Origin of the sequence: Neobacillus sp. PS2-9, from assembly GCF_030915525.1 — a bacterium.
Taxonomy (GTDB): domain Bacteria; phylum Bacillota; class Bacilli; order Bacillales; family Cytobacillaceae; genus Neobacillus.
This window is the reverse complement of the sequence record NZ_CP133269.1, coordinates 2,835,068-2,859,322: the sequence shown is the minus strand read 5'-3', so window position 1 is coordinate 2,859,322 and position 24,255 is coordinate 2,835,068. Positions and strand designations below refer to the sequence as shown.

Here is a 24,255-nt window from a genome sequence, read left to right as displayed (position 1 = left end):
ACAACCTTATTATACCTAAAAATTTGATAAAAATATCAAAATAAATTTGGTTTTAATTGATTGACAAAAACATTAGAAGTAACTATTATGGTTACAGGTAATCAAATTAGTTACAGCGAAATTAAATTTAAAAAATAATTTGGGGGAATATATTATGAAAATGTTAGTAACAGGCGCCACAGGGAAATTAGGAACGAAAGTTGTTGAAGCATTATTGAAAACTGTGCCTGCGAGTCAACTGGCAGTCAGTGTCCGCAATCCAGAGAAAGCGGAAGGATTTAAAGCTAAAGGTGTAGAAGTTCGACAAGGAGATTTTGATCTTCCGGAAACCTTAGATTCGGCTTTTGCTGGTATCGACCGTTTATTGATTATTTCTGCAGATGGGGACAACGAAACTAGAATTCGTCAGCATACTGCTGCAGTAGAAGCGGCAGAGCGTGCTCAAGTTAAATTCATTGCTTATACAAGTTTAGCGAATGCAAGTGAAACTACGATGTTCCTTGCACCACCACATCGTGCTACTGAAGAAGCCATTTTGAAAACAGGTATTCCTTACTCATTTTTACGTAACAATTGGTATTTGGAAAATGAAGTTAGTGGTATTCAAGGTGTATTGGCAGGAGCTCCTTGGGTCACTTCTGCGGGTGCAGGAAAAGTAGGTTGGGCATTACAACAAGATTATGCTGAGGCAGCGGCAGCTGTTTTGGCTGGTAATGGACATGAAAATACAATCTATGAGCTTTCTGGTAAACTACTATCTCAAGATGAACTAGTTTCTGCACTTGCAACAGTATTAGGTAAAGAAGTAGCGGTACAGCATGTAGATGACGCAACATATACAGACATCATGAAAGGTGCTGGTGTACCAGAATTTATCATTCCGTTTCTGGTAGACATCCAGAGTGGAATTCGGGATGGTGCATTGGAGATTGAAAGTAACGATTTCGAAAAACTTCTCGGTCGTCCTGTCACACCAATCAACGAGGCATTGAATCAGATTTTTAGTGGAATCACCAAAGAATAGAATATGTAAAATAGTAAAAACAGCTCAAGTAACTTCCTTGAGCTGTTTTTTTGTAAAGCTTTTAGTCTACATTCCCCAAATTCGCATGCGACGAAGATCCATCGAGACATTCTTTTTTACTTTCAGTATTCTTCAGTAATTTTAGTAGGTAAATATTGGTGCAATAAACTAACAAATATACTGGAATGGAGTAATATACTTTCCATCCATTATATTCATAAACGTTAAACAGAACTGCTACGTATTCAAAAACCGTATTTAGGATAGCTATGAATAATAGATATAAGTACTTTTTTGAATTTGAATTTAGGTACCCCCACTTGTCGTAAATGTAAATAAAGGTATAGGTGGCAGGTCCATAGATAAATATATATAGAAATAAATCGAATAACTCGAATTCCTTTGTATCCATGACATCATATAAATCAAGTGGAGGGCCTGCAAGGAAATGATCAACGGTTATTCCAATTGAAATATTAAACAAAAATAATATAATGCTGGTTGAATAAGTAAATCGTTTATGAAGTAATGTTACAAAGACAAAGGAATAAAGAACACAAAGGATGAGTATAAAAATTTCATTTTCATCAAATTTATTTGGTAGGGGCATTGTTTAAACTACTCCTTATTAGCTTATCAAATGAATATGACATGATAAGGGACAAAATAATAATGGAGCCCCCCATATATACTGCTTTATAAAGAGTCCAATTATTTAGCTTTACTATATTAAACTGTTCATTTACGGTTTCAAGATAATAACAGAGAAATATCCAACCAATTGATAACAACATTTTCAAGAAAACTGTCCGATAAATCTTCTGTGAAAAAAATAATGATAAGGGTAAAAGAAAACTTCGATCAATAATTTTATGTATAAGATTTCCCGACGAATCCGTAAATGTAATTATTTTTTGATTAAGTGCGAAAATATCATAAAATAAAGTAACAATAAAAAGGATGAAAAAAAAGTTACCTAGAGTTTGAATTAAGTCCTTTTTACAAGCTCTAAGCCAAAATAACATTAGGATAGTACATATAAGAATTTTAATAAATAAAAACATACGTGGCTCCTTAACCAAAGGATTATAACATGATTATTTCCTAATCTATTAAGAATTATCCTTTACGATCTTATTGATGAATCCATCAAGTGGATGGTCGTTTTTTAGTTGAATTGGATGGTTAATTATCAATAAGAAGTCCTGCTTCTGTATCCACTGAAGGAAGGGAATTCATATACAATGGCGAATTATCTTATAGAAGCTGGAGGAGGAAACTGAAAAAAATACTGTTTGGGGAATGAGGAAACTATTTTGTTGAAAAAGGAGGTTTCTTTTATGAACCCTATTAGTTCTTTCTCATAATGGATTTCCAGATGAGGAATCTAAGAATCAACACGAAAAAGCTTGGCAGTTTGTGCTTGAGCATCTTGATAAGAAAATGATGAATGATTTTGAAAGGAGAAATCATGGAAGAAATCAAAAAGAAGTTTAATTCAATTGACGAATACATATTACAATTTCCTCTTGAGCTTCAGGAAAAACTGCAAGCCTTAAGAAAGGTGATAAAGGAGTCTGCACCAGATGCAAAAGAAAAGATAAGCTATCAAATGCCAACTTTTGTTTTACATAGAAATCTAGTACATTTCGCTGCCTATAAAAATCATATTGGCTTTTATCCAACTTCAAGAGGAATCGAGGCTTTTAAACATAAAATTTCTGATTATAAAAGTTCAAAAGGAGCGGTACAATTTCCTTTAGATCAGCCACTACCATATGAATTAATAAGTGAAATCGTAAAATTTAGCGTTGCTGAAGAGTTAAAGAAAGAATCAGCAAGGAAATTGAAAAAGAAAAAAGTAGATTGAAGTAAGGGGTTTAATTTTTTAATATGAGAATTTTATTGGTAACATAAGTATGAATAACAACAATCTTTGCGAAAACAGATTTTATTAAAAGTGGGAAATGATGGATTAAGAAATCAAAATATGAGATAATATACTTAATTGAGTATTAATTCATTTGTTTGACTCCAAATTTCTGGCCTGGCCGGGAGTTACTTGCAAGATATATCAAAAAACTTAATCTAAATTTTCTCAAGGACTAATCTTATAGGTTAGTCCTTTGTTGTTCTTGCCCTTATTTTTAGAATGAAATTAGAGGGGGAACATATTTCATTTGGCACCACAAATAGAAGGAGGATATGATAATGAAAAAAAGATCGATTGGTTTTAATGGTCCATTGGTTTCTGAGATTGGTCTCGGTTGTATGGGGATGTCGTGGCTTTATGGCAAGGCGGAACGGGGCGAAAGTATGGCTACCATTCACGAGGCACTTGAGGTAGGCATTACACTTTTTGATACCGGCGACCTTTATGGTGATGGCCATAATGAATTACTTTTACGGGAAGCTTTACAAGGAACACAAAGAGACAATGCTTTCATTGCAGTAAAATTTGATGGAAAGTTTCACTCGCCTGAAAAAAATTATGAGGAAGTTGATCACCGACCAAGTACAGTGAAAAATTTTCTTAAGGATAGTCTGTTGCGCCTAGGTGTAGAGTATATTGATCTTTATCAGCCTGCTCGTGTAAATCCTACTATACCTATAGAGGAAACTGTTGGTGCTATTTCTGATTTGGTAAAGGAGGGATATGTTCGACACATTGGCCTTTCAGAAGTAGGGGTGGATACCATTCGACGGGCTCATGCTGTCCATCCGATAAGTTGGTTGCAAATAGAATATTCTCTTTTTAATAGAGGAATTGAATTAAAGATTCTTCCTACATTACGGGAATTAGGCATTTCCCTTTCGGCTTATGGTGTACTTTCAAGAGGGCTGCTAAGTGGTAATTGGTCAAAAGAGCGTGTAGTAAGTTCCGAAGATGTACGTGGTAAAGCACCGCGGTTTACCAGGGGGAATATTGAAAGGAACTTAGCCCTTGTAGAGGAATTGCGTAAAATTGCAGAAGAAAAGCAGGCAACTGTTGCCCAGATGGCCATTGCATGGGCTTTATCACAGGGGGATGATGTGATCCCATTAATTGGTGCGAGAAGGAGGTCACAACTTTCTGAGTCACTAGGTGCAGTGAACCTGAAGTTAAGTTTTAACGACCTTTCACGTATAGAAGAAGCAGTTCCTTCAGAATTAGTCTCAGGTGAATACTACGCTAAACCACGAAAAAAGTGGTTCATTTAATGGATTAAAAAGTGGATGGTCTATTTTTAGATGAATTGGATGGTTAATAATCTATAAAGGTAGGTTATTATTAAGTTAATTAATAGACAATAAGAATGCAAGAGGTGTAGTATGAATATCATGTTTGGGTTGGTTATTTTGATCTTAATTATTTCTGTGGTTTCCACCTTGTTGTTAACGAAAAAGCCGGATGAAAACTATAGTAGTTCTACGAAAAGAAATACAACAAATTTAACACTAATATACGTAGTTATTATTTTTATAGCGTTAACTTCACTTGGAATTTATATTTGGCTAAATTAGTAGGTACTCGTCGTCATTGGTCAGTGCCGACTTTTTTACAGCTATGATGATAACGGAGATGATGAATGATGATGTGGACTATAAGTTCAATCATTGTAATAAGCTTGCTTAAAATCTTAATGACCTGTTTGCCAACTGGTACAGTGGAATGGATTATCAAAAAATTTGATGTGCATTCTAAACTGATTGATCAGGAGGTAACGGTAACCCTTGACGGAAACCTGATAGAAGGGGAAGAAAAGAAACAGATTATTAATGATTTTAATGAAGCTGTTTTCTTAGATAAGAAGTATATATACCCAGGAACAGAGGAGTTTTATTTACATCCCGAGAACAGTGGACCTCCAATAGTCATTGATTCGCAGAAAGGTAAACATGCCATTAGGTTGTTTGTGTTCCGTTACGAAGATCATGTGGATGTAGTGAAACAGTACAAGAAGAAAGTGGCGGCATATAGTTTATCTTCAGACAGCCTCCAAAAATGTTCTTTTTCAATAGCGAGTGATGCAGTTTAAAGAAGACCGTAAAAGTAACGGGTTCCGTTAGCTATCGCAAACATAAAAATGTAAATAATAATGAGTGCCAAATTGTATATGAATTTGACACTCATTTTTATTGATGTAAAGCCCGATGAAATAAAGTTTGTTAAAAATTGTACTAAAGCAAACGAAGCAGGTTAGTTCAATAGGAGGACTTTAAGAATGCAAAATCGAATATAGAAAAATAGGAATTTATATCGAGTTCAATATTAGTTGTTTGGGAATTATTTTAGTATGTTTAATATTGGAAATTTTTTTGTTTAAATAATAAAAACAGAGTGATTTTGGAGCAATTTGATGAAGTTAACTACTTTTTTTGAGCCAGTTTCTAATCTTTCTAGAAAGCAGAAAGTGTTACGGTTGTTTTTGTTTCTCCTATTTTTTGCTGAAATTATGATGCGTACTTTAAACTTTGATTCAATTTTGGTTGAAAGAATAATTGATTCATTAATGGGTTTATGCTTAATTGCTTTTGTCTTTGAATTGTTTTTCTTAAAAGGCAAATAGTTATAATTTTATTAAGCAACGGTGCTCTACTTCAAAAGGAGTAGAGCTTTTTTTGTTGTTCTACTAACGGGGCAGGGAAGAAGAGTTGCTTTATATTCATTTATATCGTAATATAAGATATAATCTTAAAATACGATGTAAGGATTGGTAATATGGATAAGGAAATCATACTTTTAAATCATCTTTGGACGGACATTTACTATCAGTTACGTTATAACCACCAAGAAAAAATTACTCATCAAGGTATTCGTATTCTACAAGTTATTGAAAAAGAGGACGAAGTAGGAATAAAAGAAATTGCTAATGCGATTCAGGTGTCTCATAACACAGCTTCAGAGCATATTAAACGCTTATTGGAAAAAAATTATGTATTTAAAACTCGTAGTAGCAAGGATGAGCGAAAGGTTATTCTAAGGCTTTCCGAATTAGGAATCAATGTACTACATCGTCATTCAAGTTTAGATGAAGAAAAACTAAAACAAATTCTATTCGAACAAATGAGCGATGAAGAAAGGAAACTTATCTTAGAGGCATTTACATTACTAAAGGAGAGAGCAAAAGATGTTCGCAATAGTTAAAATTCTTATCTCAGCCATTATAATTGGCGTTATTACAGAATTTTCGCGGAGGTATCCCCAACAAGGTGGAATCATTGCAGCTTTACCAATTGTCAGCCTTTTAAGTATCTTATGGTTATATACTCAAGGCGAACAGATAGACAAAATAAGTAAGTTTGCTATGGGTGTTGTTTGGGGGCTTCCTGGAACAGTAGTTATGTTGTTAATAATAGGAATAACACTGAAATATTCCATTCATTTATTTGCTTCATTAGGTCTTGGAATCGCTGGTTGGCTAATCTTCTATTTTGCTCAAGACTTCATAGTGAAACATCTTATTAACTAATTTGAGAAGTTTGTGAAAGAGTGTACCTAAACTAAACGGGTGCAAGAGTTTAAGATTAGGCTGCTATTTCGGCGGCTTTTCTTATTGAAGTAGATGGGGTTAGGTGAAGAACGATATTTTCTGTTTTAAGCGAAATTAGAATTTCAAACACACCTTACACGAACACAGGTATTGAAAATAACAGGAACATAGGAGGTATGAGATATGAAGATTAATAGTATAGATCATGTGAGTATAAACGTAAATGATCTTTCAGAGGCTAAAGCGTTTTTTGTTGATTTAGGACTTGAAGTGCAAGCGGAATGGGAATTGGATGGAAAAGTTGGACAGAATAGTTGGGCTTAATGATGTTAAAACGGCATGTGTTGGATTGGGGATGCCAGATGGCCAGGCATGGATAGTGCTAGTCAAATTTTATACGCCGTCAGATGAAAAAGATATTCAGCAACCTTTTGCAAATAAGCTGGGTATCCGACATATTTGCTTTGCTGTTGAAGATATTGAAACTATTGTTGCAAAATTGAAAAAGAGGGGCACGGAAATCTTTAGTGAGATACAGCAATATGAAGAAAGTTATAAGTTATGCTACGTTCGTGGTCCAGAGGGAATTATTTTAGAGTTGGCGGAGAAACTCAGATAAATATTGATTGGGACTTTAAATAATTTAGATCTCCAACTTTAAAGATTTCTTCTTATACGATCGGGTGCGTAACTTAAAGAAGAAAATGAAATTAGATATAGGAAATGGCTCAGCATAATAAACTGAGCCATTTTATTTTTATTAACAATCTCTAAACAAAACACGGTACAAATTCGGTTGCATTTACGGGTATTGCAAGAGGTAACCGAACCGTAACGAAAAAACACGGTCTTTTTACTTATTTTTTTGAAAATTAGTTTGTAACAGCATTAAGAGCTTCAGCAAACCGTTTGATTCCTTCATGAATATTATCTTCTTTTTCCCTTGAAAAAGTAAAACGGACGAATCCTTTCTCAGAGCCCATGGTTGAGCCAGGTACAAAAATAACTCCTCTTTTGATCGATTCTTCAAGCAATTGATTTTCATTGAATTCTTTTTTTATCCTGCACCATAAATGGATACCGCCTTCAGGAACATGAAAATCAACCTGTTCTTTTAAAAAGGACTGAAGGCTGAAAACTATTTGATCTTTACGACTCTCTAATTGCTTAACTAAGTCATTAAGATGGTTTTCAAAATCTCTAGATTCTAAAAAATCATTTGCTATCCATTGAGAATAGCTTGCATGCCCAAAATCGACTTGCTGCTTGGCATCAGATAATCTCTCAATCACTGCTTTTGGTCCTATAATCCAACCAATTCTTAGACCTGAAGCAATAATTTTTGTTAGAGAACTAATATACAAAACATTTCCATAACGATCTAATGATTTAAGAGTTTGCATCTTTTCCCCTGAAAATGAGGTTAAACTATACGGGTCATCCTCCACAACTGGAATTCCATATTCTGATGATATCTCAAGCACCTTTTTTCGATTGTTTTCTGACATTAAAGTGCCTGTAGGGTTTTGATAAATCGGATTTAAAAAAATCATCCGTATTCTATGTTTTTTATATAAATCGGTTATGTCATGGGGGTTAATTCCGTCCTTATTCACTTTTAAAAAGTAGGTTTTGATACCTGCTGATTTGAATACAGGCAGATTGTAATGATACGAAGGATCTTCAATCGCTACTGCATCACCAGGTTTTAACAAACATTGAACAACTAGATGCAATGCTTGCTGTGCCCCTGAGGTAATTAAAATCGATGATGGGTCCGTATCTATGCTGCGAAACTGTTTAACATGTTTCGCAAGTGTTTCTCGCAGAATTGGATTTCCTTGAGGATGGTCATACCCCAAGGTTCCAATAAAGGATCGGTTAGAGGTTATCACTCTAAGTGAGCTCAATGGAAAAAGATCTTGTGATAATTCTCCACTGGCCAAATTGATTAGATTTTGCTCTGCCGTCTCTTTATGTAATCTTTGTGTTACAGGCAAATTGGGCAAAAACGGACCTGCCTCAATATACCTGTTCCAACTAGGAATACGTTTCTTGGTAATGCCCCAAATATCTTTGCTAATTGTCGTTCCACTGCCTCTATTTCGATCAATAAGTCCATTTGATTCCAATAGGTCATAGGCAGAAATCACTGTGCTTCTATTGACACCAAGTTCTTTGGCCAAGCCTCTTTCAGAAGGTAAGGGTTTATCAGGCGGAAAAGAGCCATCTGCGATACCTTGTTCAATATACTCTGCAAGCTGTTTATAAATGGGATTTTTAGATTCTCTATCTGGTTTCCATTCCATTTGTTACATCCTTTGAATGAATTTAAGTTTCTACAAAGTATTGTATCCTTTTTATATTTAATATTCATTACATAGGTCTTAGTTAGTAGAAGGGAATTAATATATTTTAGCGAATTAACATTATATTCGATATCGATTAAAAGGAGATCATTTATGAACCCCATCTTAAATCAAATTGGAACTGTATTTATTCCCGTGAGTAATATTGAAGCTGCACGTAATTGGTATTGTGACATATTAGGATTACCAGAAGAAGGGGAAATTCTATTTGGTCATTTATTCATCATCCCCATGAATGGAACAGGGATGGTATTAGATAGCAAGATTAATTCAAAGGAAAATAGTATTAAAACTCCACTTTTTCACCTAAACACTAATAATATAGAACAAGCTTATGAATTTATGAGAAGTAAGAATGTAGAGTTAACAACTGAAATAATGCATAATCATTGGTTTAATTTTAAAGACCCAGATGGGAACCATTTAATGGTATGCAAATGTTGAGTTTGCTTTCAATACTGGCTAAAGGAGGTTGGTTGCTTTGAACTTTCGGACCATTGATATTGAAAAAGATAAGAATCTGATTATTAAATAAACAAAATGATCGAAGTATCAAATACTATTAAATAGAATTGAATCCTAAAGGGAGGGGAAGGTTTTGTAACACGAATTAAAAGAGGTAATCAAAAAGTGTGACTTGGCGATTAAGAAGGAAGATTTTGATACACTTATGAATTACTACACTGATGATGCCATTTTGGTTGTAAAGCCTGGAATGATTGCTCGAGGTAAAGACGAAATTAGAAAAGCATTTATTGCCATAGCAAAATATTTTAATAACAGTATTGTCAAAACACAGGGGGAAATGATTATTTTAGAAGCAGGGGACACGGCGTTAGTGATTTCTCAAACGCTCCTTGAAGCTGATAACAAAAAGGATTCTGAGTTTTCTATGGAAAGAAAGGCAACCTATGTGTTTAAGAAAAATGCACAAGGTGAATGGCTTTGTGTCATTGATAATTCATATGGTACGGATTTATAAGGCTCTGTTAAACTAAAATGTTGATAATCGGTCAATATTAAGGGAAACCCTAAGTATTGGGTTCCCCCTTAGTTTAATAGGTGAAACTACTGTTGAGAAGATATTTTAGTTACCATTCCAATGATAGATTATTTGCACAACACCAGAGGAGAATGTTCTTGTATTAACCGTTTTTAAATTTAACCTCTGTCTTAAATCAATAAACAATGGTTTTCCTTCACCCAAAACAACAGGGTGAATAGATAATCTAAATTCATCAACAAGCCCCAAATTTATAAAAGTTGTAATGAGACTTGCTCCACCATATAGCCAGATGTCTTTACCAGACCTTTTCTTCAATTTATTTACTTCTTCAAGAATATTATCATTTATAAATATTGCTTGATTATCAGTTTCTTTTTGTGTTTTGGAAAAAACATATTTCTTTTTACTATGAACCAATTTCCAAATTTCCTTTTCAGTATCAGAGTCTTCATTTTTAGGAATATATTGTCCCCATAAATCGTAGCTTTTTCTACCATATAAAATAGTATCAATTTGATTTAAGAAATCAGTGAACCCCATATCAGAGTCCATAATGCACCAATCAACTTCTCCATTTTTCCCTTCAATAAAACCATCTAATGTAACTGCTAAATCTAAAATTATTTTTCTCTGTTTTGCGTTATTTGTCATAAACCTTCATCCTTTTATCATTAATATGGTGGCGGTTAGCAAGATGTATATATAAATTATTGATTCAGCTTATGAATTTCACGGGCCATAGACTCCAGAATATAAACAACAGGTACTTGTGTCGTAATATTGGCTTCTTCTACAAATTCTTCAGTTACATAATAAGGAATATTGATATCCGAGATTTTTGCAATGGTTGAGAGTTTATTGTTTGTGATACTGATAATTTTACTACCTTCTTGTTTCAATTGATTTAAATGCGTGACGGTGAAATGATTCTCTCCAGAGACTGACAACGCAATGGTCACACTGTTATTGCGTAGTTTCGTGTGAATCGGAAAGTGAGGATCTTTAATGTACAACGAAAACTTCCCTAAGCTCGAGAAATACCTCGCCCCATATTCCGCAAGAATGCCTGAGCTTCCTATTCCAATAAAAATAACATTTTCTGCTGTGTGAACTAGACTGGCAGCCATTTTGATTTTTTCTTCTAGATTACCTTTTAGCGTCCGCTCAAAAAACTCGACGACTGAATGATGGACACTTTTTATATCCGTCTTTTTATTTCCTGCTACATGCATTTTGAGCTTCACTTTAAATTCGGAGAAACCCTCACAATTTACTTTTCTACAAAAACGTAAAATCGTTGCTGTTGATACATGTGTTTCATCGGCCAGCTCACGTATTCGCATATAAGCAACTTTATCACCATTTTGGCAAATATAATTGTATAAAGAAGTCTCTAATTCATTGAAAGAAGCGATAACTTCATTTGAAAACATGTTTTGTAATTCTCCTTAATCTTCATTAACAATCTATACCCCATTTTAGCACAAGAAAACACAGTGTTACATTCATGAAACAAATGACTACCATTGATATTAATAACTAGATACTCCTTCATTATTTACTATCTAAATAAAGGTAGTTATTATTCCTTTATAGTTAATTATAGAATTTAACCAACTAACAAATAGTAATGATTATGGAAAAAATTTCAGGAGGTTTCTCTTATGAATAAATATCATTTTCCCGAAGGCTTTTTATGGGGCGGTGCAACGGCTGCCAATCAAATGGAAGGCGGATTTGATGAAGGCAATAAGGGATTAAATATTGCTGATGTTCTTCCTGGCGGAAAAGAAAGACTTAACATTCTACAGTCCCCAGGCTTTAATTTTGAAATCGATCGCGAGAAATACAGCTATCCGAACCATGAAGGAATTGACTTCTACCATCGATATAAGGAAGATATAGCTTTATTTGCAGAAATGGGTTTCAAAGTGTTCCGTATGTCTATTGCGTGGACAAGAATTTTTCCAAATGGAAATGAACTAGAAGCGAATGAAGAAGGCCTAGCATTTTATGACCGTGTCTTTGACGAATTGCACAAACATGGAATTGAGCCTGTTGTGACGATTTCTCACTATGAAATGCCTGTAAATCTGGTAAAGGAATATGGCGGCTGGAGAAATCGTGAAGTAGTTACTTTCTTTGAAAGATATGTAAATGCCATTTTTAATCGCTATAAGAACAAAGTGAAATACTGGATGACATTTAATGAAATTAATAGTGGATTAATTATGCCAATCATGGGGCTTGGCTTCGCAATTCATAAAGAAGAAGACAAATACCAGCCAACTTTCCAGGCATACCACTATCAATTCGTTGCAAGTGCGATTGCTGTAAAGGCATGTCATGAAATCATTCCAGATGCTCAAATTGGCTGTATGATTTTATATGCACCAGTTTATTCGTACGATTCCAATCCGGAAAATATCATGTATGCCCTTCAAGAAGAACGCTTTTTCAACTATTTTTGTGCGGACGTTCAGGTTCGTGGGGAATACCCTGCATTCGTAAAGCGCTATTTCAAAGAGCATAATATTGAATTAGACATTCGGGAGGGCGATCTGGAATTAATTAAGGAAGGTACTGTCGATTATATTGGACTTAGTTACTATATGTCCCGTACCGAGAAGAAAGAGAAGTCAGATTTAGAGAATGCACAAGGAAATCTTATCGGCGGAGTGAAGAATCCTTTCCTAAAGGCAAGTGATTGGGGCTGGGAAATCGACCCTGTCGGTTTGCGGATTGGATTAAACCAATTGTACGACCGCTACCAAGTACCGCTCTTCGTTGTCGAAAATGGATTAGGAGCCTATGACAAGGTGGAAGAGGATGGCTCAATCAATGATGATTATCGAATTGATTATCTTCGTGATCACATTAGAGCAATGGGTGAATCTATTGAAGATGGGGTTGAACTAATGGGCTATACAACGTGGGGATGTATTGACATGGTGAGTATGTCTTCAGGCGAGTACTCTAAACGGTATGGATTCATCTATGTTGACAAACATGATGATGGAAGCGGTACATTAGCACGGAAAAAGAAAAAGTCCTTCTTTTGGTATAAAAACGTTATTGAAACGAATGGTGAAAAACTATAAAAATTCTTGATTGCGTCTCTGTTTATACAGGGGCGCATTTTTCTTTTGTAAAAATGATGAGACTAGTGCCCGTGCAGGAGGGAGAAGAGAAGGAGCGATACTAGTCAAGGGGCTAATGCCCGTGCAGGAGGAAAAAGAGAAGAAACGGTAACTAGTCGAGGGGAATAGTGCCCGTGCAGGAGGAAAAAGAGAAGGAACGGTAACTAGTCGGTGTGACTAGTGCCCGTGCAGGAGGAAAAAATGAACCCCCGGTAACTAGTCAATGCGACTAGTACCCGTTAAAGAGAAAAAAAGTTTACCAGCGGTAACTAGTCATAGAAAGAGGGATATTTAGTGGAAACCTAGAAATCTAAGTTAATAAGAGAACAAGGAGTGCTTTTAGGTGTTAAACATCGTAATAAGAAGACCGAGAATAGAGGACACAAATGAGTTAAATCTATTCTTTGAAAAAGTCATAATTGATACGTTTACTAAAGAAGGTATTAGAGAGAAATTCGAGGATATCGAAGCTGAAATTGAAAGTAAGAAAAAATACTTAGTAAGTGATTTTGCTAGCAATGGTGCAAATCGATATTTTTTGATTGCGTTGCATTCCGACAAAATTGTGGGCTCCATCGAATATGGTCCTGCTAGCGATCTCATATGTAAATGTACAAAAAATGCTTATAAAGAGCTACCTGAAGTAGGGACTGTATTTGTCCTGCCAGAATATCAAAGAATGGGAATTGGAAGACTATTATTGAATTCTATGTATTCCAAATTACAAAATAAAGGTATAGAAGAATTTTGCTTAGATAGCGGATATGCACGAGCACAACATATCTGGAAAAAGAAATTTGGGGAACCTGATTACTTGTTAAAAGATTATTGGGGCGAAGGCTTTGACCACATGATTTGGAAAATTAAAATCAGCGATATAAAGTAATGAATTATCAAATTTCAGGAAATAAAAAACAACTCCAAATTGAAGTTGTTTTTTGTTTTTTTACAATTATATTGCTAGTTTCATATCTTTTTTATCATTTTTCTTTGCTGTGTTTTTAAGTTGTGATTGCAATTCTGCTAAGTCAAGTTGATCCTTTTCTTTTAGTCCATTAATAATAACGGTTGTTGCATAGATACACACTAAAAATAAACCAATGGTAATTAACCAAGCTACTATCATTTTAAATCCCCCTTAGAATTAACTTGAAATTAGTTTAATTGATTGTAAATCAAGTAAATGTGACATACATCACGAAAAAGGGAAATGGATTTTATAGATTGTGAACATTTTTTGTATTTTAAAAGTGAATATAGTGAAAACTGAATTTTTAGGAGGAGAACCCTTGGACGTAAAACAAAAAGAGATCAAACTAGTGATTGGTGCAGGTGAATATAATAATAATCCTGGTTGGCTTCATACCCAGGAAGAGGAACTCAGTTTATTAGATGAAACTACCTGGACAACTAGGTTTAGTATCACTTCGATAACAGCCATTTTAGCTGAACACGTTTGGGAACACCTTACATGTGAAGAGGGAGTAAAAGCGGCAAAGCTTTGTTACAGATATCTAAAGCCATCTGGATACATAGGGTGTGCGGTTCCAGATGCATTTTTTCCAGATTAAAGTTATCAAAACATCGTAAAAGTAGGAGGACCTGGACCAAAGGACCATCCAGCAGCCAGTCATAAAATTGTTCATAATTATAAAACCTTGACGAAAATGTTCCAAACAGCTGGATTTGAAGTTCATTTACTGGAGTATTGTGATGAAAAAGGAGAATTTCATTCCAATGAATGGGACGAAACAAAAGGTGTAATCTTTCGGTCAAAAAAATATGATCCAAGAAATCAAGGGGATAAGCTTGTCTTCCCATCCTTAATTATAGACGCAATAAAATACTAAAATGGGGACAGTCCCTCACTGCTTTAAAGCTGTGGGGGACTGTCCCCATTTTTATGTAGTAATTCTGTTAAAACTGGAACAAAATAAAACAGATAGGAATTGAGGTTCGTTCAACTGGAGGTACATCATGACAAACATTGGGAAAATCGTTGTAACATCACTGTTAGTTCTTATGATATTGAATGGAATGTTCATAATGAAGGGCAATTCGGCGGAGGGTGAGATATATTCCTCACCACCTCCAGAAATTGAAGGTGAGTATGGAGTCACCATAGATGCCAAGACCGGAGAGATTATTTATGACAAAAATGCTCATTTTAAAGCGTATCCTGCAAGTATGACCAAAGTGTTAACCGCCACCATTTTAGATGAACGAATGAAGGATGGAGAATGGTTAACGGTTAGTCCGCATGCTGCAAATCAAGAATGTCTCTGTTTGGGTCTTCGAGCAGGTGAGAGAATGACGAAACAGGATGCAATGAAAGCTTTGTTATTGCTGAGTGCGAATGACGTCGCCGTTGTTATTGCTGAAAACGTCGCAGGAAGCGAGAAAGGTTTCGCAGATCTCATGAACCAAAAAGTGCAACAATGGAATCTCAAAGACACATATTTTGTCACCTCTAACGGTCTTCATCATCCTAACCATTTTACAACGCCTTATGACATGGCGATCATTACGAAAGAAGCGATTAAACACCCGATGGTACTCAAAGTCATGTCGACCCAAACCACCGACATTAAAACGAGCAGACAAGAAAAAATCATCCGGAATTTAGTCAATATTGGTGCTATGCCTAACGTAGTCGCGGGTAAACCTGGATATACAAGTGCCGCTCAACATACACTAGTGGAATATTTAAAAAAGGGAGACATGGAAATTATCTCGGTAGTCATGAGATCAAAAAACAAAAGATCAAAATACAATGATATACAAACGATGGCAAACTATTCATTTAATCAAATAGAAAATTTAACTCACTACCAATAATAAAGAAGCGTTTCTGTTCAAAGAGCAGAAACGCTTTTTTGCTTGTTCCTTTGTGTATTTTTTAGGTATGACCCTCTTTTAGGGAGTCATGATATGGTAATATGATTTTATCGTTCATAGAAACATTGATTTAAATAGATAAGAGGTTGTTAAAGGAAGTGTGAGTATTGTCAAAACAAATAATGTCCAAGGATGTTTTAAATAGATTACGACCTGACTGCGATAACTGTTTTGGTTTATGTTGCGTTGCTTTACCCTATGCCAAATCGGCTGATTTTGCCTTTGACAAGGATGGTGGGACACCTTGTAAAAACTTGCAGCGTGATTATCGTTGCAGCATACATAGTAATTTACGAAACAAGGGCTTTAAAGGGTGTACAGTATTTGAGTGCTTTGGTGCGGGCCAGAAAGTATCCCAAGTCACGTTTAATGGCAAGGATTGGCGTGGAAATCCAGAGGTAGCAAAAGAAATGTTTGATGTGTTTCCTCTCATGCAGCAGATCCATGAAATGCTGCTTTACCTAAATGAGGCACTGGACATAGAAGAAACACGTCCAATTTATGAGGAATTGCAACAAGCAATAGAGGATACCGAACGCCTAACCAATCTTAGTCCAAACGAAATCTTAGTCCTTGATATACCGAGCCATAGAGCGGTGGTAAATAACTTGTTGCTTCAAACAAGTGAATTTGTGCGAGCTAAAGTGAAAAAAGAAAAAAATCAATCTAGCAAGTTTAAAAAGGGAATCGGTTTAATCGGTGCCAATTTAAGCGGGAGAGATCTTAAAGCAAGTAATTTTAGAGGAGCACTTCTAATTGCTACTAATCTACGAAGAGCTGATATGAGATTTTCTGACTTTATTGGTGCAGATTTGAGGGATGCAGACCTCAGAGGGGCAAATTTACAAGGAAGTATATTCCTGACCCAAGCACAAGTAAATGCGGCGAAAGGTGATCAAGATACTAAGTTACCTGCTACCTTAACCGTTCCTAAGCATTGGTTATGAGAGAAGAAAAAAATGAATAACAATATCTGTATGTCAACTTTTAAAAGTTATTGACTGTTTGATTGAAATCATTCAATAAGTCCTTGTTATACAAAGTAATCGTTTGGAAAATATTTAAAAACCTAATCATTTTTTCCTTACGAAAATTAAAGTGATATACTAAAGTAAAATATTCATAGAGGTGAATTACGTCATGAATACAGCAAAAGAACGCTTGCTTGCTTAGGATTATTGAAGAAATACCTGACAATGAAGTAATAAAAATTTTAGATTTCGCTGAGTTTTTAAAAGCAAAAAAGAAAAAAATTTAAACGAGGACCTAATAAAGGAAAGTGAAAGTAGTCTCGATTTTTGGGATAATGAAATAGATGATGAGATATGGAATAATGTATAGTCAGTGCGACATTGTTTTAAAAATTAATGCACTTATATAATTAGTCCTTCTCAATTTGGGGAGGCTTTTTTCTTTTGGTTTTAATAGTAATTAAATAATTCCTTGAATAAATGAAACTTTTATAATTTTGTTACGTAAAATGAAATAAGGGAAATTTTTCTTGCGAAGAGGGGAGATGAAAAAATGGGTCTTTATGCAACTTTAGGAATAATAGGTGCATACCTCATGTTATCGCTCATTCTTTTACCCGTGCAATATAGGTATGTTAAACATCTAAAAGAAGAGAATAAAAAACGAAAAGAACTTGGACTCAGCCAAGGGGAATATTATGATAAAATGAGTTTCGAAAATCAAGAGCTGCATTATAATGCACAAGGTAATATCCTATTAATCGGCGCTAACCTTTTGGCTACTCTTTTGTATAAATGGAAACATAAAAAGCTGGAATACTAAGAAAGGTGCCTCACTCGAATTGGAATGAGGCATCTTTTTCATTTTATACAGAAATGACCACTTTCCCTTGCGCATGGCCTTCTGCAAAATAGTTGAAGGCTTCTTTCACTTCACTTAATTTGTAACGTCGATCAATCACAGGTTTTACTTTGCCCTCTTCAATTAGTTCTTTCATAAAAATCAGGTCCGTTTGGTTAGCTCTTTGTAAAAATGTACCCATTTTCTTTTTTTCAGTCAGAGAAATCCAAGGACCTAAGGCCATCGCTTGGAACATTTGAGAGCCAGAACCACCAACGTGAACAAAAGTTCCATTGTGATTTAACAACCGTTTGTAATCTGAAATGGAGTGATGTCCGTTAACACCAACAATCAGGTCAAACGTCTTCGTCTTTTTCGTAACATCTTCTTTAGTATAGTCAATGACATCATCGGCCCCAATGGATTGTAAAATATCTATGTTTCTAGTACTACACACACCTGTTACCTCAGCCCCGAAAGACTTGGCTATTTGAACAGCAAAAGTTCCCAAACCACCAGATGCGCCATTGATTAACACCTTTTGGCCAGATTGAATTTTGCCTTTATCCCGTAGCCCCTGTAGAGCAGTGACCCCCGCCATTGGTACAGCGGCAGCTTCCTCAAATGATAGATTAGCAGGTTTTAATGCTAATGCATGTTCAGGAACCGCTACATATTCTGCAAAACCACTCCAACCGCACACGGATAGGTCTCCGAACACTTCATCGCCTGGTTGAAATTGTTTGACATCCTTCCCTACTGCTTCCACCCGACCTGAGATGTCACCTCCGGGTATACGGTATTTTGGTTTTGTAAGTCCGAAAGCAAAACGGGCTATGAATGGTTCTCCCTTCAAAAGAACTAGGTTACCAAAATTCAAGGATGATGCATGAATTTTTACCAGTACTTGATTGTCTTTAGGTATGGGTTTTTCTACTTCTGTTAATTGAAGTACATCGGGTGGACCGTATTTGTTAGTAACGATAGCTTTCATATAATTCCTCCTACAAATCCCAAAATTTTTATAAAAACAAGGATGAATGGGTGAACTAGTACAAATGACTCAAAAAACTCTAATTAATACATATTCCAATTAAAAGGCATTCAAAACCAAAATCCATTGGCATTACCCAAAATTAACATTGGATATTGAAGGTTTAAAAATAATGTAGGTCTCATTCTTAAAAAGGAATAATGATTTGGATGTAGAAATATAAAGAGTAATTAATCAAACCGGAGGGATCCTGTGCACTATAAACATGCTGATTTAATTATTCGTCCAATTGTTGAAAAAGATTTGCCCAAACTATGGGAGTTGATTTATAAAGAGGAATTACCTGAATGGAAAAAATGGGATGCTCCTTACTTTGAACATAAGCATGTTCCATATGAGGAGTTTTTAAATGAAAAAGGAACTTATATCGAACAGGATAGTCGATGGGCTATTGAAGTGGCAGGTGAGCTGATCGGAACAATAGGTTATTATTGGGAGCATAAACCTTCTAATTGGCTGGAGATGGGGATTGTCATTTATAATTCGGAATTTTGGAGTGGAGGATATGGTACACAAGCACTCCGTCTTTTGATCAATCATCTATTTAATACCTTACCACTTGTTCGAGTTGGATACACTACTTGGTCAGGAAATGAACGGATGATAAAGGTGGGGAAAAGGCTCGGGATGACCATGGAAGCGAGGATAAGAAAGGTTCGTTACTATAACGGAACATATTATGATTCTATTAGAATGGGACTACTACGCGAAGAATGGGAAACAAATAAGTTACGCAACTAGCATCTGAATTTGAGGAAATCATACGTGATTGCTACATTAAATCAAAACTTGTCGTAAAAAGGGATAGCAATAAAGTATTAGGGGGAATTAAGAAATGAGTGGAATGGCAAAAACTCCTAAACCACCCTATTATGCTGTGATATTTGCTTCACAGCGAACAGAAGGTGACAGAGGATATGAGAAAATGGCAGAAAAAATGGTAGAATTAGCCTCTAAACAGACCGGTTTCTTAGGCGTAGAAAGTGCTCGTGATAATGAATTGGGAATTACAGTCTCATACTGGGATTCCTTAGATTCAATTAAGAATTGGAAGGAAAATTCAGTTCATAAAGTGGCACAAGAACGAGGAAAGCAAGAATGGTACAAAAATTTTTCACTGAGAGTATGTAAGGTAGAAAGAGATAATTTTTATGAAATATAAGTTATTTCTGATTCGCTGATAAAATCTAAAATTCGCTGATATATTCTAATATTCGCTGATAAAAGATTAAAATCCGCTGATAAACCGCAAACATCAACAGAAAGGTGTAATCTTACACTAGAAAACGAGCGGAACTATATTGTAGGGAATAGTAGATAGGTATGGTACGATAGAAATGTAGAAACAATTCTTGAAAATAAAACGGAGGCAACGAAATGTACAGCTTTAAGAACGACTACAGCGAAGGCGCACATCCTAGAATCTTGAATGCATTACTTGAATCCAACCTTGTCCAAGCGGATGGATACGGTGAAGACCAATTTACCCAACATGCCATAGAGTTATTGAAAGAAAAAATGGGACGGACGGATGTCGATATCCACCTTCTTTCAGGCGGGACACAAACAAATCTAACCGCTATTTCTGCTTTCTTAAGACCACACGAGGCAGCAATGGCAGTTAGTTCCGGACATATTTTAGGGCATGAAACGGGTGCCATTGAAGCAACTGGACATAAAATCATTTCAATTGAAGGGGTAGATGGAAAATTGAATCCCACCCATGTGAAGGCTGTACTCGAAGGTCATCCAGACGAGCACATGGTAAAACCAAAGCTGGTTTACATATCGAATTCCACTGAAATAGGGTCTATTTATACAAAAAAAGAACTTGAGCAGCTACGAGATTTCTGCCATGAGAACAATCTCATTTTATACATGGACGGTGCGAGACTTGGTTCTGCGCTTTGCTCTGATGAAAATGACTTGAAATTGAGCGATCTCCCTGAACTTGTTGATGCTTTTTATATTGGCGGAACTAAGAACGGTGCTCTTATTGGAGAGGCGCTTGTAATTTGCCGTGATTCACTCAAAGAGGATTTCCGCTATCACATTAAGCAAAAAGGGGCACTTCTTGCTAAAGGAAGATTAATGGGCATTCAGTTCCTTGAACTATTCCGGAATAATCTGTTTTTTGACTTAGCGATGCATGCAAATAAGCTGGCAGGAAGACTTAGAGATGAAATAAGCAAGGCAGATATTCCGTTTTTAATCCATTCTCCATCGAATCAAATTTTCCCGATTCTACCGAATTCAGTGATTACCGAATTAGAAAAGAAGTATGCTTTTCATGTGTGGGAAAAGGTTGATGAGGAGCATTCTGCCATTCGCCTAGTTACTTCTTGGGCAACACAAGAGGATCAGGTTGAAGAGTTTATTGAGGATTTTAAGATGGTAGTTAACTTGTAAAAATTTTATTGGCTCTTGAGAACTGTTGAAAAAGAAGACAGTTCTCAAGTAAAGGGTTCCGTTTCCTATCACAAACATTAAAAATGTAAAATAAAATGAGTGTCAATTTGCATATGAAATTGACACTCATTTTTTATTGGTGTAAAGCCATTTGTGCGGAATTTTATAAAAATTTGTTTGGGAAAATGCACCCCAAATTGTAGGAGTACAATGGCTGTTGTACCCCTACAATTTCAAACACAATTTGATATACAAATTGACTTAAAAAATGCATAGAATAGACGTTATAATTGAATATATATGTTAATTAATTTGTGAAAAGATATACTTACACTAACGATGCAGGATAGTTGAATTAATAACATTTGCAAAGGTCAAATTTTTTACTGAATCAGGAAGAGTTCTGTATAACAACTTAACCATATAATTGTAGCACGTTTTGAAGCCTTATATAATAACTAGCAATTTGATACCTAATTTAACATAAAACCATCAAAGTAATAGTAAAACTGCCGTTTGCATTCTCCATTAATTTCATCTACTATTAATAGATTTATTGATTGGAGTGATATGGAAATGAATTCTGAACATAATCTTAAGGTTTCGTTCCTAACATGGAATATTTATCAAGGTTTTACAAGTGAGCCATTGTTTGCTGCGTCCCCAGAGCAAATCCCTGAAGTTGTAACACAAGTCTTTAGGCAATTTCTAGCGACGAATTTTCCTGTTCGAGCCAAGGCAATTGCTGAAGTTATCGCTTCGGAAAAGCCTGATCTTATCGGTTTGCAAGAGGCGGTGCAGGTGAGTCTAATTATTCCAACTTTTAGAACCGTAACCTATGACTTTATAGATATATTATTAGAAGCGTTAGAGGAACAAGGTTTGAAATACGAAGTTGCGGCCCTTAACAATGATGTAAAGGCAGAACTTCCAGACAGCAATGGAAATTTAGTTCAATTTTTGGATAGAGATGCAATTCTGATTCGTAAAGACCATAAATTAGACGTAATAAGAAAACAGGAAGCTAATTTCCAAACAAATCTAACTATACCCTTAGCAGGACAACCTTTTACAATAATCCGAGGATGGTCTTCTATAGATGTAAAGATTGATGGACAAGTTTTCAGGATGATCAATACCCATTTGGAACCAGCTGTTGAAGCAATTCGGAATGCCCAAGCAAATGAAATTCTTCAGGGACCAGGCAATACAATTTTGCCTGTAATTATTACGGGAGACATGAACTCCATCCCTAATAGCACTACTTATAATTTGTTTATTAATGCAGGTTTTCAAGATGTTTGGAGTCATGTTGGAAATGGGCTAGGGTATACTGCTCACCAAGCTCCCGACCTATTAAATGCCGTTTATATGTTGAACCAAAGAATAGATTATATTTTCTTTAAAAACGTCTGGGAACCCATTGAAGCAGAATTAGTAGGAGAATCGCAGAATGACCGAACAAAAACAGGACTTTGGCCATCCGATCACGCAGGAGTTTCAGCGAAGTTAAATTTAGAGGATCATCACCATGAAGAAAGCAGTGACGAAAGTGGGAGTTTTATTATGAATAGTGATTGTGAATAATTACATTTAAAGTAATGGGTGCAATAGCGAAAAGGCAGCGGAATATCCGTTGCCTTTTGCCATTCTTCCCTAAAAGTATTTTCTATAAAATTCTCTTCTAAGACTTCCACTTAACTGAGCATAAATCCTAGTGGTCTCGCTTTTTTCGTGACCTAGTAAACTTTGAATAACATCAATGGGAGCTCCATTGTTCAATAGGTGTGTGGCATAGCTGTGGCGTAGTTGGTGTGGATGGATTTCTTTGTTGATCCCTGCCCGACTTGATATTCGTTTTATGATGTACCTCATCTGTCCAATACTCATTCTATGTGGGTGCCGTTCAGTAACAAAAATAGCTGGGTCCTTATCCTGCGAAGGTCTAAGTATCGCTTAAGCCATATTTCACACCGTATATTAAAGTAGACCTCCCTTTCTTTATCCCCTTTTCCAAGAACAATGGCAGAACGATTAGACCAATTGATACAATTTTTATCAAGAGAAACTATTTCTCCTATTCTACAACCAGTTGAAAACATAAATTCAAATAATGCCTTTTCCATTGGAGTAAAACAGGCTTCCCTCAGATGTTCAATTTCTCTCTCGGTCAGAAACTTTGGTATTCGTTTTCCTTGTTTTGGTTCTTTGATTTTTGCTGCTGGGTTTTTGGGTAAGTGTCCTTCCTCGTGTGACCAACGAAATAATGATTTTATAAATCGAATTCGATGAGCCAAACTTGATGGCTTTAGGTGTTCACTGGATTTTGCTAAGTATCCTTTCAGTTGATCAGTGGTCAATGACTGAATATCCACATCGTTAAAGTTTTGAATCAGCAACTTGGACTGGAGCCTATATGCTCTTAATGTCTGAGGAGAGAATCCTTCAATCCTTTTGTCCGATTCATATAATTCCCAGGCTTTTGATAATAACAAAATCATTTCCTCCTTTCCGGTTATAATAGAGGAATTATTGCCCTGATTATAGAACTGGAAACGTGATATTGAAGTAACGGAGCAGGATACTTAAAGAAGGTGCAATCAACAATAATGGAGAAATACTCATTTATGGATTTAAGAATACATAGTGATTTTTCTAAAGTGAATCTTGATGAAATGAAGGAAATTTATTCTTCTGTCGGTTGGACAAAGCATACAAAAGAGATTATCAAGCAAGTTTTCGAAGCAAGTAATGTCATAGCATTGGTTACTGTAAATGGTCGGATTATTGGATTTGGTAGGGCGATGACAGATGGTGTTTTTAATGCTGCAATTTATGACGTTATAGTACATCCAGAATTTCAAAAACAAGGGATAGCGAGACAAATTATGGAGTATTTACTTGATAAACTAAGTAATATATCGTGCGTTCATTTAATTTCTATCTCTGGAAATGAGGACTTTTATAATAAACTTGGATTAAAGAGAATTAAAACAGGAATGGCTAGGTACTTAAACCCTAATCTAGCCAGTGAGTATTTAGAATAACCATTTTTCTTGTTGTACTAAA

26 protein-coding genes and 3 pseudogenes are annotated in these 24,255 nt (G+C 35.5%); 22 read left to right on the top strand and 7 right to left on the bottom strand.

Features of this window, described 5'->3' with window-relative positions:
* The first annotated feature begins 154 nt into the window (after positions 1-154).
* A complete protein-coding gene (locus tag RCG25_RS14425) occupies positions 155-1,024 on the top strand; it encodes an SDR family oxidoreductase (protein WP_308079503.1) in 870 nt (289 codons plus the stop codon).
* A 61-nt stretch (positions 1,025-1,085) separates the two neighbouring features.
* Here the strand turns inward: RCG25_RS14425 and RCG25_RS14420 are convergent, their stop codons facing one another.
* Positions 1,086-1,634: an MATE family efflux transporter gene (locus RCG25_RS14420; protein WP_308079502.1), complete on the bottom strand. Its 549-nt coding sequence runs from the start codon at positions 1,632-1,634 to the stop codon at positions 1,086-1,088.
* 861 nt (positions 1,635-2,495) lie between these two features.
* On the opposite strand from RCG25_RS14420, the gene RCG25_RS14415 reads away from it, so the two are divergent.
* From RCG25_RS14415 to RCG25_RS14380, 7 genes and pseudogenes are all read left to right on the top strand, one after another.
* The gene (locus RCG25_RS14415; RefSeq protein ID WP_308079501.1) at positions 2,496-2,894 is read left to right on the top strand and encodes an iron chaperone; all 399 of its coding nucleotides are present in this window, start codon (positions 2,496-2,498) and stop codon (positions 2,892-2,894) included.
* Between the two features lie 341 nt (positions 2,895-3,235).
* Positions 3,236-4,225, top strand: a complete 990-nt coding sequence (locus RCG25_RS14410; protein ID WP_308079500.1) for an aldo/keto reductase — start codon at positions 3,236-3,238, stop codon at positions 4,223-4,225.
* A 111-nt stretch (positions 4,226-4,336) separates the two neighbouring features.
* Positions 4,337-4,528: a hypothetical protein gene (locus tag RCG25_RS14405; RefSeq protein ID WP_308079499.1), complete on the top strand. Its 192-nt coding sequence runs from the start codon at positions 4,337-4,339 to the stop codon at positions 4,526-4,528.
* A 68-nt stretch (positions 4,529-4,596) separates the two neighbouring features.
* Positions 4,597-5,043, top strand: coding sequence for a YfmQ family protein (locus tag RCG25_RS14400; protein ID WP_308084188.1), 447 nt, complete (start codon positions 4,597-4,599; stop codon positions 5,041-5,043).
* Between the two features lie 683 nt (positions 5,044-5,726).
* Complete coding sequence (locus tag RCG25_RS14395) at positions 5,727-6,152, top strand: MarR family winged helix-turn-helix transcriptional regulator (RefSeq protein WP_308079498.1); 426 nt, start codon at positions 5,727-5,729, stop codon at positions 6,150-6,152.
* A complete protein-coding gene (locus RCG25_RS14390; protein ID WP_308079497.1) occupies positions 6,136-6,477 on the top strand; it encodes a DUF3147 family protein in 342 nt (113 codons plus the stop codon). The genes RCG25_RS14395 and RCG25_RS14390 overlap by 17 nt, the downstream gene beginning before the upstream one ends.
* A 204-nt stretch (positions 6,478-6,681) precedes the next feature.
* Positions 6,682-7,117 (top strand): annotated as a pseudogene (locus tag RCG25_RS14380) (VOC family protein).
* Between the two features lie 253 nt (positions 7,118-7,370).
* On the opposite strand, the gene RCG25_RS14375 reads toward RCG25_RS14380, so the two are convergent.
* On the bottom strand, positions 7,371-8,807 hold the full coding sequence (locus tag RCG25_RS14375) for a MocR-like pyridoxine biosynthesis transcription factor PdxR (RefSeq protein ID WP_308079494.1): 1,437 nt from the start codon (positions 8,805-8,807) through the stop codon (positions 7,371-7,373).
* A gap of 153 nt (positions 8,808-8,960) precedes the next feature.
* Here RCG25_RS14375 and RCG25_RS14370 point away from each other — a divergent pair, with 153 nt between their 5' ends.
* Together RCG25_RS14370 and RCG25_RS14365 are read left to right on the top strand one after the other, a co-directional pair.
* A complete protein-coding gene (locus RCG25_RS14370; RefSeq protein ID WP_308079493.1) occupies positions 8,961-9,311 on the top strand; it encodes a VOC family protein in 351 nt (116 codons plus the stop codon).
* Positions 9,312-9,489: 178 nt separating this feature from the next.
* Positions 9,490-9,849 (top strand): YybH family protein, encoded by a 360-nt coding sequence (locus RCG25_RS14365; protein WP_308084187.1) that lies wholly within the window; start codon positions 9,490-9,492, stop codon positions 9,847-9,849.
* A gap of 105 nt (positions 9,850-9,954) precedes the next feature.
* Here RCG25_RS14365 and RCG25_RS14360 read toward each other — a convergent pair whose 3' ends face one another.
* Positions 9,955-10,524 (bottom strand): dihydrofolate reductase family protein, encoded by a 570-nt coding sequence (locus tag RCG25_RS14360; RefSeq protein ID WP_308079492.1) that lies wholly within the window; start codon positions 10,522-10,524, stop codon positions 9,955-9,957.
* Positions 10,525-10,580: 56 nt separating this feature from the next.
* Positions 10,581-11,306, bottom strand: coding sequence for a MurR/RpiR family transcriptional regulator (locus RCG25_RS14355; RefSeq protein WP_308079491.1), 726 nt, complete (start codon positions 11,304-11,306; stop codon positions 10,581-10,583).
* Between the two features lie 231 nt (positions 11,307-11,537).
* Here RCG25_RS14355 and RCG25_RS14350 point away from each other — a divergent pair, with 231 nt between their 5' ends.
* Together RCG25_RS14350 and RCG25_RS14345 are read left to right on the top strand one after the other, a co-directional pair.
* Positions 11,538-12,974, top strand: coding sequence for a glycoside hydrolase family 1 protein (locus tag RCG25_RS14350; protein ID WP_308079490.1), 1,437 nt, complete (start codon positions 11,538-11,540; stop codon positions 12,972-12,974).
* 382 nt (positions 12,975-13,356) lie between these two features.
* Entirely contained in the window at positions 13,357-13,899 is a 543-nt protein-coding gene (locus RCG25_RS14345; RefSeq protein WP_308079489.1) for a GNAT family N-acetyltransferase, read from the top strand.
* A 66-nt stretch (positions 13,900-13,965) separates the two neighbouring features.
* Here RCG25_RS14345 and RCG25_RS14340 read toward each other — a convergent pair whose 3' ends face one another.
* The gene (locus tag RCG25_RS14340; protein WP_308079488.1) at positions 13,966-14,139 is read right to left on the bottom strand and encodes a hypothetical protein; all 174 of its coding nucleotides are present in this window, start codon (positions 14,137-14,139) and stop codon (positions 13,966-13,968) included.
* 163 nt (positions 14,140-14,302) lie between these two features.
* On the opposite strand from RCG25_RS14340, the pseudogene RCG25_RS14335 reads away from it, so the two are divergent.
* The 5 genes and pseudogenes from RCG25_RS14335 to RCG25_RS14320 all read left to right on the top strand — a co-directional run bounded on the left by RCG25_RS14335 (position 14,303) and on the right by RCG25_RS14320 (position 17,705).
* Positions 14,303-14,863: pseudogene (locus RCG25_RS14335) on the top strand (SAM-dependent methyltransferase).
* Between the two features lie 127 nt (positions 14,864-14,990).
* Positions 14,991-15,851, top strand: a complete 861-nt coding sequence (locus tag RCG25_RS14330; RefSeq protein WP_308079487.1) for a D-alanyl-D-alanine carboxypeptidase family protein — start codon at positions 14,991-14,993, stop codon at positions 15,849-15,851.
* A gap of 167 nt (positions 15,852-16,018) precedes the next feature.
* On the top strand, positions 16,019-16,858 hold the full coding sequence (locus tag RCG25_RS14325) for a pentapeptide repeat-containing protein (protein ID WP_374120995.1): 840 nt from the start codon (positions 16,019-16,021) through the stop codon (positions 16,856-16,858).
* A gap of 218 nt (positions 16,859-17,076) precedes the next feature.
* Positions 17,077-17,169 (top strand): DUF2281 domain-containing protein, encoded by a 93-nt coding sequence (locus RCG25_RS26095; RefSeq protein ID WP_374120994.1) that lies wholly within the window; start codon positions 17,077-17,079, stop codon positions 17,167-17,169.
* A 266-nt stretch (positions 17,170-17,435) separates the two neighbouring features.
* A complete protein-coding gene (locus RCG25_RS14320; protein WP_308079486.1) occupies positions 17,436-17,705 on the top strand; it encodes a DUF3949 domain-containing protein in 270 nt (89 codons plus the stop codon).
* Between the two features lie 43 nt (positions 17,706-17,748).
* Here the strand turns inward: RCG25_RS14320 and RCG25_RS14315 are convergent, their stop codons facing one another.
* On the bottom strand, positions 17,749-18,717 hold the full coding sequence (locus RCG25_RS14315; RefSeq protein ID WP_308079485.1) for an NAD(P)-dependent alcohol dehydrogenase: 969 nt from the start codon (positions 18,715-18,717) through the stop codon (positions 17,749-17,751).
* A gap of 252 nt (positions 18,718-18,969) precedes the next feature.
* On the opposite strand from RCG25_RS14315, the gene RCG25_RS14310 reads away from it, so the two are divergent.
* From RCG25_RS14310 to RCG25_RS14295, 4 genes are all read left to right on the top strand, one after another.
* A complete protein-coding gene (locus RCG25_RS14310) occupies positions 18,970-19,518 on the top strand; it encodes a GNAT family N-acetyltransferase (protein ID WP_308079484.1) in 549 nt (182 codons plus the stop codon).
* A 94-nt stretch (positions 19,519-19,612) separates the two neighbouring features.
* Positions 19,613-19,939 carry an antibiotic biosynthesis monooxygenase family protein gene (locus RCG25_RS14305; protein ID WP_308079483.1) on the top strand — a complete coding sequence of 109 codons (327 nt, stop codon included), beginning with the start codon at positions 19,613-19,615 and terminating at the stop codon, positions 19,937-19,939.
* Between the two features lie 215 nt (positions 19,940-20,154).
* A complete protein-coding gene (locus RCG25_RS14300; protein WP_308079482.1) occupies positions 20,155-21,186 on the top strand; it encodes a threonine aldolase family protein in 1,032 nt (343 codons plus the stop codon).
* Positions 21,187-21,762: 576 nt separating this feature from the next.
* Positions 21,763-22,773 carry an endonuclease/exonuclease/phosphatase family protein gene (locus RCG25_RS14295; protein ID WP_308079481.1) on the top strand — a complete coding sequence of 337 codons (1,011 nt, stop codon included), beginning with the start codon at positions 21,763-21,765 and terminating at the stop codon, positions 22,771-22,773.
* Positions 22,774-22,842: 69 nt separating this feature from the next.
* On the opposite strand, the pseudogene RCG25_RS14290 reads toward RCG25_RS14295, so the two are convergent.
* Positions 22,843-23,681 (bottom strand): annotated as a pseudogene (locus RCG25_RS14290) (tyrosine-type recombinase/integrase).
* 132 nt (positions 23,682-23,813) lie between these two features.
* Here RCG25_RS14290 and RCG25_RS14285 point away from each other — a divergent pair.
* Entirely contained in the window at positions 23,814-24,233 is a 420-nt protein-coding gene (locus RCG25_RS14285; protein ID WP_308084185.1) for a GNAT family N-acetyltransferase, read from the top strand.
* Positions 24,234-24,255: the final 22 nt, after the last annotated feature.

What these genes read in the sequence shown, in the direction of transcription:
- RCG25_RS14370 (WP_308079493.1), top strand. Translation starts at nt 8,961, where the DNA reads ATGAACCCCATCTTAAATCAAATTGGAACTGTATTTATTCCCGTGAGT.
- RCG25_RS14320 (WP_308079486.1), top strand. Translation starts at nt 17,436, where the DNA reads ATGGGTCTTTATGCAACTTTAGGAATAATAGGTGCATACCTCATGTTA.
- RCG25_RS14355 (WP_308079491.1), bottom strand. Translation starts at nt 11,306, where the DNA reads ATGTTTTCAAATGAAGTTATCGCTTCTTTCAATGAATTAGAGACTTCT.
- RCG25_RS14295 (WP_308079481.1), top strand. Translation starts at nt 21,763, where the DNA reads ATGAATTCTGAACATAATCTTAAGGTTTCGTTCCTAACATGGAATATT.
- RCG25_RS14400 (WP_308084188.1), top strand. Translation starts at nt 4,597, where the DNA reads ATGATGTGGACTATAAGTTCAATCATTGTAATAAGCTTGCTTAAAATC.
- RCG25_RS14350 (WP_308079490.1), top strand. Translation starts at nt 11,538, where the DNA reads ATGAATAAATATCATTTTCCCGAAGGCTTTTTATGGGGCGGTGCAACG.
- RCG25_RS14360 (WP_308079492.1), bottom strand. Translation starts at nt 10,524, where the DNA reads ATGACAAATAACGCAAAACAGAGAAAAATAATTTTAGATTTAGCAGTT.
- RCG25_RS14340 (WP_308079488.1), bottom strand. Translation starts at nt 14,139, where the DNA reads ATGATAGTAGCTTGGTTAATTACCATTGGTTTATTTTTAGTGTGTATC.
- RCG25_RS14315 (WP_308079485.1), bottom strand. Translation starts at nt 18,717, where the DNA reads ATGAAAGCTATCGTTACTAACAAATACGGTCCACCCGATGTACTTCAA.
- RCG25_RS14420 (WP_308079502.1), bottom strand. Translation starts at nt 1,634, where the DNA reads ATGCCCCTACCAAATAAATTTGATGAAAATGAAATTTTTATACTCATC.
- RCG25_RS14425 (WP_308079503.1), top strand. Translation starts at nt 155, where the DNA reads ATGAAAATGTTAGTAACAGGCGCCACAGGGAAATTAGGAACGAAAGTT.
- RCG25_RS14415 (WP_308079501.1), top strand. Translation starts at nt 2,496, where the DNA reads ATGGAAGAAATCAAAAAGAAGTTTAATTCAATTGACGAATACATATTA.
- RCG25_RS14305 (WP_308079483.1), top strand. Translation starts at nt 19,613, where the DNA reads ATGAGTGGAATGGCAAAAACTCCTAAACCACCCTATTATGCTGTGATA.
- RCG25_RS14410 (WP_308079500.1), top strand. Translation starts at nt 3,236, where the DNA reads ATGAAAAAAAGATCGATTGGTTTTAATGGTCCATTGGTTTCTGAGATT.
- RCG25_RS14405 (WP_308079499.1), top strand. Translation starts at nt 4,337, where the DNA reads ATGAATATCATGTTTGGGTTGGTTATTTTGATCTTAATTATTTCTGTG.
- RCG25_RS14285 (WP_308084185.1), top strand. Translation starts at nt 23,814, where the DNA reads ATGGATTTAAGAATACATAGTGATTTTTCTAAAGTGAATCTTGATGAA.
- RCG25_RS14395 (WP_308079498.1), top strand. Translation starts at nt 5,727, where the DNA reads ATGGATAAGGAAATCATACTTTTAAATCATCTTTGGACGGACATTTAC.
- RCG25_RS14330 (WP_308079487.1), top strand. Translation starts at nt 14,991, where the DNA reads ATGACAAACATTGGGAAAATCGTTGTAACATCACTGTTAGTTCTTATG.
- RCG25_RS14375 (WP_308079494.1), bottom strand. Translation starts at nt 8,807, where the DNA reads ATGGAATGGAAACCAGATAGAGAATCTAAAAATCCCATTTATAAACAG.
- RCG25_RS14390 (WP_308079497.1), top strand. Translation starts at nt 6,136, where the DNA reads ATGTTCGCAATAGTTAAAATTCTTATCTCAGCCATTATAATTGGCGTT.
- RCG25_RS14300 (WP_308079482.1), top strand. Translation starts at nt 20,155, where the DNA reads ATGTACAGCTTTAAGAACGACTACAGCGAAGGCGCACATCCTAGAATC.